This is a genomic window from Pseudomonas sp. 2,4-D (genome assembly GCF_030418155.1).
GTDB classification, from domain to species: Bacteria; Pseudomonadota; Gammaproteobacteria; order Pseudomonadales; family Pseudomonadaceae; genus Aquipseudomonas; species Aquipseudomonas alloputida.
This window is the reverse complement of sequence record NZ_JAUHUI010000036.1, coordinates 32,905-42,674: the sequence shown is the minus strand read 5'-3', so window position 1 is coordinate 42,674 and position 9,770 is coordinate 32,905. Positions and strand designations below refer to the sequence as shown.

At 62.4% G+C, this 9,770-nt stretch carries 9 protein-coding genes; 7 read left to right on the top strand and 2 right to left on the bottom strand.

Features of this window, described 5'->3' with window-relative positions:
- Positions 1-7 precede the first annotated feature (7 nt).
- The 7 genes from fghA (at position 8) to rpoS (ending at position 6,125) form a co-directional block, all read left to right on the top strand.
- Positions 8-862: an S-formylglutathione hydrolase gene (gene fghA / locus QYE47_RS21345; RefSeq protein ID WP_014592130.1), complete on the top strand. Its 855-nt coding sequence runs from the start codon at positions 8-10 to the stop codon at positions 860-862.
- A gap of 112 nt (positions 863-974) precedes the next feature.
- Positions 975-1,448, top strand: coding sequence for a 2-C-methyl-D-erythritol 2,4-cyclodiphosphate synthase (gene ispF / locus QYE47_RS21340; RefSeq protein WP_014592129.1), 474 nt, complete (start codon positions 975-977; stop codon positions 1,446-1,448).
- Positions 1,445-2,503, top strand: a complete 1,059-nt coding sequence (truD, locus tag QYE47_RS21335) for a tRNA pseudouridine(13) synthase TruD (protein WP_070384289.1) — start codon at positions 1,445-1,447, stop codon at positions 2,501-2,503. The genes ispF and truD overlap by 4 nt, the downstream gene beginning before the upstream one ends.
- Positions 2,491-3,240, top strand: coding sequence for a 5'/3'-nucleotidase SurE (gene surE, locus QYE47_RS21330; protein ID WP_010952690.1), 750 nt, complete (start codon positions 2,491-2,493; stop codon positions 3,238-3,240). Before truD ends, surE begins: the two co-directional genes overlap by 13 nt.
- 35 nt (positions 3,241-3,275) lie before the next feature.
- Positions 3,276-3,914: a protein-L-isoaspartate(D-aspartate) O-methyltransferase gene (locus QYE47_RS21325; protein ID WP_003252348.1), complete on the top strand. Its 639-nt coding sequence runs from the start codon at positions 3,276-3,278 to the stop codon at positions 3,912-3,914.
- Positions 3,915-4,151: 237 nt separating this feature from the next.
- Positions 4,152-5,009 carry a peptidoglycan DD-metalloendopeptidase family protein gene (locus tag QYE47_RS21320; RefSeq protein WP_041167066.1) on the top strand — a complete coding sequence of 286 codons (858 nt, stop codon included), beginning with the start codon at positions 4,152-4,154 and terminating at the stop codon, positions 5,007-5,009.
- Positions 5,010-5,117: 108 nt separating this feature from the next.
- Positions 5,118-6,125 (top strand): RNA polymerase sigma factor RpoS, encoded by a 1,008-nt coding sequence (gene rpoS / locus QYE47_RS21315; RefSeq protein WP_003252351.1) that lies wholly within the window; start codon positions 5,118-5,120, stop codon positions 6,123-6,125.
- A 534-nt stretch (positions 6,126-6,659) separates the two neighbouring features.
- On the opposite strand, the gene fdxA is transcribed toward rpoS, so the two are convergent.
- Together fdxA and mutS are read right to left on the bottom strand one after the other, a co-directional pair.
- Positions 6,660-6,983 (bottom strand): ferredoxin FdxA, encoded by a 324-nt coding sequence (fdxA, locus tag QYE47_RS21310; protein ID WP_003252355.1) that lies wholly within the window; start codon positions 6,981-6,983, stop codon positions 6,660-6,662.
- A 140-nt stretch (positions 6,984-7,123) separates the two neighbouring features.
- On the bottom strand, positions 7,124-9,697 hold the full coding sequence (gene mutS, locus QYE47_RS21305; RefSeq protein ID WP_010952693.1) for a DNA mismatch repair protein MutS: 2,574 nt from the start codon (positions 9,695-9,697) through the stop codon (positions 7,124-7,126).
- Between the last annotated feature and the right edge of the window lie 73 nt (positions 9,698-9,770).

Sequence of the window (9,770 nt, the reverse complement as noted above, 5' to 3'; positions counted from 1 at the left end):
GTCTGCCATGAGCCTGGATAACATCTCCTGCCAGAAGAGCTTCGGCGGCTGGCACAAGCGTTACCGGCATCATTCCAAGGTGCTGGGTTGCGATATGGTGTTCGCTGTGTACCTGCCACCGCAGGCCGAGCAGGGCGAAAAGCTGCCGGTGCTTTACTGGCTCAGCGGCCTCACCTGCACCGACGAGAACTTCATGCAGAAGGCCGGCGCCCAGCGTCTGGCCGCCGAGCTGGGGCTGATCATCGTTGCCCCTGATACCAGCCCGCGCGGCGAGCAGGTGCCGGGCGATCCGGACGGCGCCTGGGACTTCGGCCTGGGTGCTGGCTTCTACCTCAACGCCACCCAGCAACCCTGGGCCCAGCACTACCGCATGCACGACTACGTGGTGGAGGAGTTGCCAGCCCTGATCGAGGCACACTTCCCGGCGTCGGGCGAGCGCAGCATCAGCGGCCACTCCATGGGTGGGCATGGCGCGCTGGTGTGCGCCTTGCGCAATCCGGGGCGCTACCGCTCGGTGTCGGCATTCTCGCCGATCAGCAATCCGATGGATTGTCCGTGGGGCGAGAAGGCCTTCAGCCGCTACCTGGGTGAAGACCGTGGACGCTGGCGTGAGTGGGATGCCAGCGTGCTGCTGGCCGAAACCCCTGCTGGCCAATGCCCGCCGTTGCTGGTGGACCAGGGCGACCGTGACGACTTCCTCGAGAAGCAACTCAAGCCTGAAGCGCTGGAACAGGCGGCACGCAAAGGAGGCCATGAAATGACCCTGCGTATGCAGCCGGGTTATGACCATAGCTACTACTTCATTGCCAGCTTCATCGAGGAACACCTGCGCCATCATGCGGTGGCACTGGGGCGGGTTTAACGCCTCCTGTGGGAGCGGGCGTGCCCGCGAAGGGCTGCACAGCAGCCCCAATCCCACAAATCCCCTGCAAAGCAGGTAGAATCACGCCCTGACTCATTCAGGGCGTTTTCTTATGCGTATTGGCCACGGCTACGATGTGCACCGTTTCTGTGACGGTGATTTCATTACCCTGGGCGGGGTGCGTATCCCCCACAAATACGGCCTGCTGGCCCACTCCGACGGTGACGTGCTGCTGCACGCCCTGAGCGATGCCTTGCTTGGCGCTGCGGCGCTGGGCGACATCGGCAAGCACTTCCCTGACACTGACCCGCAGTTCAAGGGTGCTGACAGCCGCGCGCTGCTGCGCCATGTGGTCGCCATCGTCAATGCCAAGGGCTGGAAGGTCGGCAACGTTGACGCCACCATCGTCGCCCAGGCACCGAAAATGGCCCCACACATCGAAACCATGCGCCAGCTGATTGCCGAAGACCTGCAGGTCGAGCTCGACCAGGTCAATGTCAAGGCCACCACCACGGAGAAGCTGGGCTTTACCGGCCGCGAGGAGGGCATTGCCGTGCATTCGGTCGCCCTGCTGCTACCAGCATGACCGAACTTGAACTGCTGGGCCCGCGCGCATCGGGCGAACCGCTGGGCACCGCCGTCCTCAAAGCGGTTGCCGAAGACTTTCAGGTTGACGAAGTCCTGGATATACCGCAATCGGGCCAAGGCGAGCACCTGTGGCTGTGGGTCGAGAAGCGTGATCTGAACACTGAAGAAGCCGCCCGGCGCCTTGCCCGCGCCGCTGGCGTGCCGGTGCGCAGCATCAGCTACGCCGGCCTGAAGGATCGCCAGGCGCTGACCCGCCAGTGGTTCAGCCTGCACCTGCCGGGCAAGGCCGACCCGGATCTGTCGCGTGCCGAGGATGCCAGCCTGCGTGTGCTCAAACAGGTGCGTCACCAGCGCAAACTGCAGCGCGGCGCGCATTCGGCCAACGGGTTCACCTTGCGCCTGACCGCCCTGGCTGCCGATCACCAGGCGGTGGATGCCCGCCTGGAGCAGCTCAGGCAGCAAGGTGTGCCCAACTATTTCGGCACCCAGCGCTTCGGGCACGGGGGTGGCAACGTCCATGACGCCCTCGATTGGGCCGCGCGCAAGGCTTTGCCTGAACAGCGCAACGTGCGTTCGCGGCTGCTTTCGGCCGGGCGCAGCTACCTGTTCAATCAGTTGCTGGCTGCGCGTGTGGCTGACGGTAGCTGGGCCCGAGCCCAGGTCGGCGACCTGCTGGCGTTCACCGACAGCCGCAGTTTCTTCCCGGCGGGTGAGGCGGAATGTGCCGACCCGCGCCTGGCGATTCTCGACTTGCATCCAACCGGCCCGATGTGGGGGGAGGGCGCTTCACCTGCTGGCGCTGCGCCTGCGCAGCTGGAAAACGCTATCGGCGCACGTCAGCCGGCACTTTGCCAGTGGCTGGCCCAGGCGGGCATGGATCACGAACGGCGAATTCTGCGGCTCCCTATTGGCGGCCTGACGTGGCATTATCCCGAGCCTGATATCCTGCAACTGGAATTCGTCCTGCCGGCCGGATGCTTCGCCACCGTGGTGGTGCGTGAAGTCGTGGATCTGGTGTCGGCAGGGCAGACGGACAGCCCATGCGTATTCTGATTTCGAATGACGACGGTGTTACCGCACCTGGCATCGCCGCGCTGCACGCTGCGCTGGCAGATTATGCCGAGTGCGCGGTGATCGCCCCGGATCAAGACAAGAGCGGCGCCAGCAGTTCGCTGACGCTGGACCGGCCACTGCATCCGCAGACCTTGGCCAATGGCTTCATCAGCCTCAACGGCACGCCGACCGACTGCGTGCACCTGGGGCTCAATGGGCTGTTGCCGCAGATGCCGGACATGGTCGTGTCGGGGATCAACCTCGGTGCCAACCTGGGCGATGACGTGCTGTATTCGGGAACGGTCGCTGCGGCGCTGGAAGGCCGCTTCCTCGGCGGTACCTCGCTGGCGTTCTCGCTGTTGTCGCGCCAGCCGGACAACCTGCCGACTGCGGCCTATATTGCCCGTCGTCTGGTCGAGGCACAGTCGCGCCTGGTATTGCCGCCACGCACCGTACTCAACGTCAATATTCCCAACTTGCCGCTGGAGCACATCCGTGGCATCCAGCTCACCCGTCTCGGTCACCGGGCGCGGGCGGCGGCGCCCACCAAGGTGGTCAACCCGCGTGGCAAGGAAGGCTACTGGATTGCCGTGGCCGGTGATGCCGAGGACGGCGGCCCGGGCACCGACTTCCACGCGGTGATGCAAGGCTACGTATCGATTACCCCGTTGCAGCTCGACCGCACCTTCAATGATGCCTTCGAGCAGCTCGATGGATGGCTGGAGGGCCTGCTCTGATGCGCGAGGACGATATGCTGCGGCGTGGTATCGGCATGACCTCTCAGCGTACCCGGGAGCGGCTGATCCAGCGCTTGTGCGAAGAGGGGGTTTCGAACACCAAGGTGCTCGACGTGATCCGTCGTACGCCGCGCCACCTGTTCGTCGACGAGGCACTGGCGCATCGGGCTTACGAAGACACCGCGCTGCCGATCGGCCACAACCAGACCATCTCCCAGCCGTTCATGGTTGCTCACATGAGCGAGTTGTTGCTCGAGGCCGGGCCGCTGGACAAGGTGCTGGAGATTGGCACCGGTTCGGGCTACCAGACGGCGATCCTGGCCCAGCTGGTCGAGCGGGTGTTTTCGGTAGAGCGCATCAAAGTACTGCAGGACCGGGCCAAAGAGCGCTTGGTGGAGCTTAACCTGCGCAACGTGGTTTTCCGCTGGGGTGACGGTTGTGAGGGGTGGCCGGCGCTTGCGCCGTACAACGGCATCATCGTTACCGCCGTGGCGCCGGAAGTGCCACAGGCACTGCTCGATCAACTGGCACCCGGTGGGCGCATGGTCATCCCGGTAGGGCCGGCCGGCGAAGCGCAGCAACTGATGCTGATCGTGCGCGAAGAGCATGGATTCTCCCGTCGCGTACTGGGGGCTGTGCGTTTCGTGCCGCTGCTCAACGGTCCCCTGGCCTGAGGCCTGTTGATCTGAGCTGTGCGGGCATGAGGCGCGGTGTATTTTTGTGCCGGTGGCGAATTCTTGTCACTTCGCCCTGTCTATCAGGCGGTGCGAAGCGCTAACGCACAGCGTGCACCGGGGTTTTTTGCCCGTCTTTCGTACCCGTCTGCCATTACCGGCTGGCTTGGTTATAATTGCAACAATATTGCATTTCTTGTCTTCATATCGATTTTCGGCACCATGAGGGGAGCGCGGGTGGGTCACACAGTCATTCGGCAGCGCAAGGACGGGTCGGGTTTCAAGCTTCTGGTGATTGCATTGGCCATTGGCACGCTTCTGGTGGGTTGCTCAAGCACCAGCAGCAACAGCGCGCGGGTGGTCGACCGCAACAGCACCGTGCCCAAGCGCCCGGCGGTGACTTCTGGGCAATACATCGTCAAGCCAGGCGACACCCTGTTCTCCATCGCCTTCCGTTATGGCTGGGACTACAAGGAGCTGGCTGCACGCAACGGCATTCAGGCGCCTTATACCATCCGCCCGGGCCAAGCGATTCGTTTCAGCAGCGGTTCCAGCAGCCGCACCACGGTGGTGTCCAGCCCGTCCTCGTCAAGCCGCACCACGGTCACGCGGCGGCCTGTGGGCAGCACTGCCACGGCGCCTGCCAGTACCAGCAAACCGGCCACGGCGGCGCCTTCCGCCCCTGCCCCTGTGGTCGCTACCGTACCAGCTGCAGAGCGCGCGGTAGGTGGTTGGACCTGGCCTGCCAACGGTGTACTGATTGGAAAATTCGCTTCAAACGGTAGTTTGAATAAAGGCATTGATATCGCCGGTGATTTGGGACAGCCTGTTTTTGCTGCGTCTGATGGTGCGGTGGTTTATGCCGGGAGTGGTTTGAGGGGCTACGGCGAGCTGATCATCATCAAGCACAGCGACACCTACGTCAGTGCCTACGGTCATAACCGCAGGCTGTTGGTTCGGGAGGGGCAGCAGGTCAAGGCAGGGCAGTCGATTGCTGAAATGGGGTCTACGGGCACAGATCGGGTGAAGCTGCATTTCGAGATTCGCCGCCAGGGCAAACCCGTCGATCCACTCCAGTTCCTGCCACGTCGTTGACCGTTGTACCCAGCCTGTTCCTGTGATGTAGTGGGGACAGGCTCAAGCGCTGCCAGGGAGAAAGGTGCCGCTCGAGTCTGAGTTCGAACTCAGCAAAGGATTATAACAATGGCTCTCAGTAAAGAAGTGCCGGAGTTTGACATCGACGATGACGTCCTCCTGATGGAGACGGGTATCGTTTTGGAAACGGATGTGGTGTCAGACGAACCTGCTGTATCTTCGGTTCGGACGAGGGCCAAATCGGGCTCTTCGCTCAAGCAACACAAGTACATCGATTACAGCAGGGCGCTCGATGCCACCCAGCTGTACCTCAACGAGATTGGTTTCTCGCCGCTGCTTTCGCCGGAAGAAGAAGTGCATTTTGCGCGCTTGTCGCAAAAGGGTGACCCTGCCGGCCGCAAGCGCATGATCGAAAGCAACCTGCGCCTGGTTGTCAAAATTGCCCGTCGATACGTGAACCGTGGCCTGTCGTTGCTCGACCTGATCGAGGAGGGCAACCTGGGGCTGATCCGTGCGGTCGAAAAGTTCGACCCGGAGCGTGGTTTCCGTTTTTCGACCTATGCGACCTGGTGGATTCGCCAGACCATCGAACGGGCGATCATGAACCAGACCCGCACCATTCGCCTGCCGATCCACGTGGTCAAGGAACTGAACGTGTACCTGCGCGCCGCGCGCGAGCTGACGCAGAAACTCGACCACGAGCCCTCGCCAGAAGAAATCGCCACCTTGCTGGAAAAGCCGGTCGCCGAGGTCAAGCGTATGCTCGGCCTGAACGAGCGGGTGTCTTCGGTAGACGTGTCGCTTGGACCGGATTCGGACAAGACCCTGCTTGATACCCTGACCGACGACCGCCCGACCGACCCGTGCGAACTGCTACAGGATGACGACCTGTCGCAGAGCATCGATCAGTGGCTGGGCGAGTTGACCGACAAGCAGCGTGAAGTGGTTGTACGCCGCTTTGGCCTTCGCGGCCATGAAAGCAGTACCCTGGAGGATGTTGGGCTGGAGATCGGCCTTACCCGTGAACGCGTGCGGCAAATCCAGGTGGAAGGGCTCAAGCGCTTGCGTGAGATCCTTGAAAAGAATGGTCTGTCCAGCGAGTCATTGTTCCAGTAGCTAGCGCTGTAACAAAAGACGCCCCGATGATCTCGGGGCGTTTTTGTTTGTGGCGAAAAGCCAGTTTCCCTTCAGATTGCCGGGGCGCATGGCGCCCAGACTCTGCCAGGCAAGGCACATATCAAATGTGTACCGCGCCACCCCAGTAACACCGCGTGTAAGCCTTTGCTTACTCGTTGTGTAAGCTTTCCATGCAACCTTCAGTAAATCAAAGTCGTTTCCAAAGGCTGCATTTTTACAACCCATTGAAAAGCATGGTTTATTCACCGGTGAATAAATGTGTCCGCGGAAATACCTTGCAAGGTCCATCGCTTGCTCGCCGGGCTGAACCCGCTAGTATTCGAACTGTGCACAGGGACATGCACAGGCTTTCAGGATGAAGGCCAAGGACGTCGCAAGAAGCGATTTCATCAGGATGATGTTTGGGACAAGCAGGGACTACGGAAAAAAATGTGGGCGGGTCAAACCGCCCCTTTTTTTGCCCGTAGGAAAACAAAAAAGGCCCCGAAGGGCCTTTTTCGCGTCTGGGCGCTATCAGCGCTCCAGGTCGGCAATCTTGCCAGGCTTGCCATCCCATTCTTCAGCGTCCGGCAGGGCGTCCTTACGCTCGGTGATATTAGGCCAGATTTCCGCCAGCTCGGCGTTCAGCTCGATGAAGTTTTCCATGCCCGAAGGCACTTCGTCTTCCGAGAAGATGGCTTGCGCTGGGCACTCCGGCTCGCACAAGGCGCAGTCGATGCACTCGTCCGGGTGGATGACCAGGAAGTTCGGGCCTTCGTAGAAGCAGTCCACCGGACAGACTTCCACGCAGTCGGTGTATTTGCATTTGATGCAGTTGTCGGTGACGACGAAGGTCATTTCTAATTCTCTCCTCAGGCGACGGCGGCGGCCCTTCCTCTCAGGGCCGCGCGGTTTACGGGTATGTGGCTGCAGGCCAGGCTAATAACCTGCAGCACCAGCAAACCGCGGCGGATTCTACCAGCTTGTAATGGGCGCCGTTATAACAGGTTCTTTAGTTGATATAGCATTTCGATAGCTTGACGCGGGGTCATGTCGTCCAGTTGCAGCTTGCCCAGCTTCTCGATGGCTGGATGAGGCAGGCTGGCAAACAAGTCGCTCTGATGCGGCACTTGCGGCGCGTCCTTGGCCTTGTGGGCCGCAGGCTGCTCATGGGGCAGGCTGGTGGTTTCCAGCCGGCCAAGGTGCTCGCGGGCACGCTGGATCACTGCCGTCGGTACGCCGGCCAGCTGTGCGACGGCCAGGCCGTAGCTTTGGCTGGCAGGGCCGGGTAGCACGTGGTGCAGGAACACGATGCGTTCATTGTGCTCGGTGGCGTTCAGGTGCACGTTGGCCACCAGCGGCTCGCTCTCCGGCAGCACGGTCAGTTCGAAGTAGTGGGTGGCGAACAAGGTGTAGGCACGCAGCTGGGCCAGGCGCTCAGCGGCAGCCCAGGCCAGCGACAGGCCGTCGAAGGTGCTGGTACCGCGGCCCACTTCGTCCATCAGCACCAGGCTGCGGTCGGTGGCGTTGTGCAGGATGTTGGCGGTTTCGCTCATCTCCACCATGAAGGTCGAGCGCCCGCCGGCCAGGTCGTCACTGGAGCCGATGCGGGTGAAGATGCGGTCGACCAGCGACAGCTCGCAGCTGGCTGCCGGCACGAAGCTGCCGATGTGCGCCAGCAGCACGATCAGGGCGGTCTGGCGCATGTATGTCGACTTACCGCCCATGTTCGGGCCGGTGATGATCAGCATGCGCGTACTGTTGTCCAGGCCCAGGTCGTTGGCCACGAACGGCGTGGTCAGCACCTGCTCCACCACCGGGTGGCGGCCCTGCTCGATGCGCAGGCAAGGCTCGTCGACGAAGCGTGGGCAGTTCAGGTCGAGGTTCAGTGCGCGCTCGGCCAAGTTGCTGAGCACATCCAGCTCGGCCAGCGCGGCGGCACTGTCCTGCAGCGGCGCCAAGTGGCTGATCAGGGTTTCCAGCAGCGCGTCGTAGAGCATCTTCTCGCGGGCCAGGGCGCGGCTCTTGGCCGACAATGCCTTGTCCTCGAACGCCTTCAGCTCCGGGGTGATGAAGCGCTCGGCGCCTTTGAGGGTCTGGCGGCGGATGTAGTCGCCCGGGGCCTGTTCGGCCTGCTTGGTTGGCAGTTCGATGAAGTAGCCGTGTACGCGGTTGTAGCCGACCTTGAGGTTGGCCAGGCCGGTGCGAGCCTTTTCCCGGGCTTCCAGGTCGATCAGGAACTGACCGGCGTTCTCGCTGATTGCCAGCAGCTCGTCCAGTTCGTTGTCATAGCCGGCCTTCAGTACTCCGCCGTCGCGGATCACCGCCGGCGGGTTATCGATGATCGCCCGCTCCAACAGGCTGGCCAGCTCCGGATAGGTACCGGTAATGGCCGCCAGACGCGCCAGGTGCGGCGCTTCGAGCTCGGTCATCGCGTTCTGCAGTTCTGGCAACGCGCCCAGCGCATCGCGCAGGCGTGCCAGGTCGCGCGGGCGGGCATTGCGCAGGCCAATCCGGGCGAGGATCCGCTCGATATCGCCAATTTCCTTCAACTGCGGCTGCAGCTTTTCGAAGCGGTAGCTGTCGAGCAGGCAGCGGATCGAGTCCTGGCGTGCTTGCAGCACCTTGAGGTCGCGCAGTGGGCGGTTCAGCCAGCGGCTCAGCAGGCGGCTGGCCATGGCGGTCTGGCAGCGGTCGATCACCGATTGCAGGGTGTTGTCGCGCCCGCCGGCCAGGTTGATGTCCAGCTCCAGGTTACGCCGGCTGGCCCCATCGAGGATGACCGTATCGTCCAGACGCTCGTGGCGCAGGCTACGCAAGTGCGGCAGGGCGGTGCGCTGGGTTTCCTTGGCGTAGGTCAGCAGGCAGCCGGCGGCACCGATGGCCAGGGTCAGCTTGTCGCAGCCGAAGCCCTTGAGGTCCTTGGTTGCGAACTGCTGGCACAGGGCCTTGCGTGCCGAGTCGCGGTCGAAGTCCCAAGGGGCGCGGCGGCGGGCGCCTGGGCGTTTCTCCGCAGGCAGGTCCCGTGGCCAGTCGTCGGGGATCAACAGCTCGACCGGGTTCAGGCGCTCGAGTTCGGCCAGCAGGTTTTCCCAGCCCTTGATCTCCTGCACGCTGAAATTGCCGCTGGTGATGTCCAGTACCGCCAGGCCGAACAGGCGTTCGTCACCGAGCAGTGCGGCGATCAGGTTATCGCGGCGCTCGTCGAGCAGTGCCTCGTCACTGACCGTACCGGGTGTGATGATGCGCACTACCTGGCGCTCCACCGGGCCCTTGCTGGTGGCGGGGTCGCCGATCTGCTCACAGATCACCACCGACTCGCCGAGCTTGACCAGCTTGGCCAGGTAGCCTTCCAGCGAATGGAAAGGAATCCCGCACATGGGGATGGACTGGCCGGCCGACTGACCGCGGGCGGTCAGCGTGATATCCAGCAGTTTCGCGGCCTTTTTCGCATCTTCGTAGAAGATCTCGTAGAAGTCGCCCATGCGGTAGAACATCAGCTGGTCCGGGTGCTGGTTTTTCAGCTTCCAGTACTGCTGCATCATCGGGGTGTGTGCGGAAAGATCTGACATTCAGGGCCTTACAGGGGGGATCTGGTTGGCGATGGTAAACCCGTAATGGTACAGGCTTTTTCGTTGCGTTGCA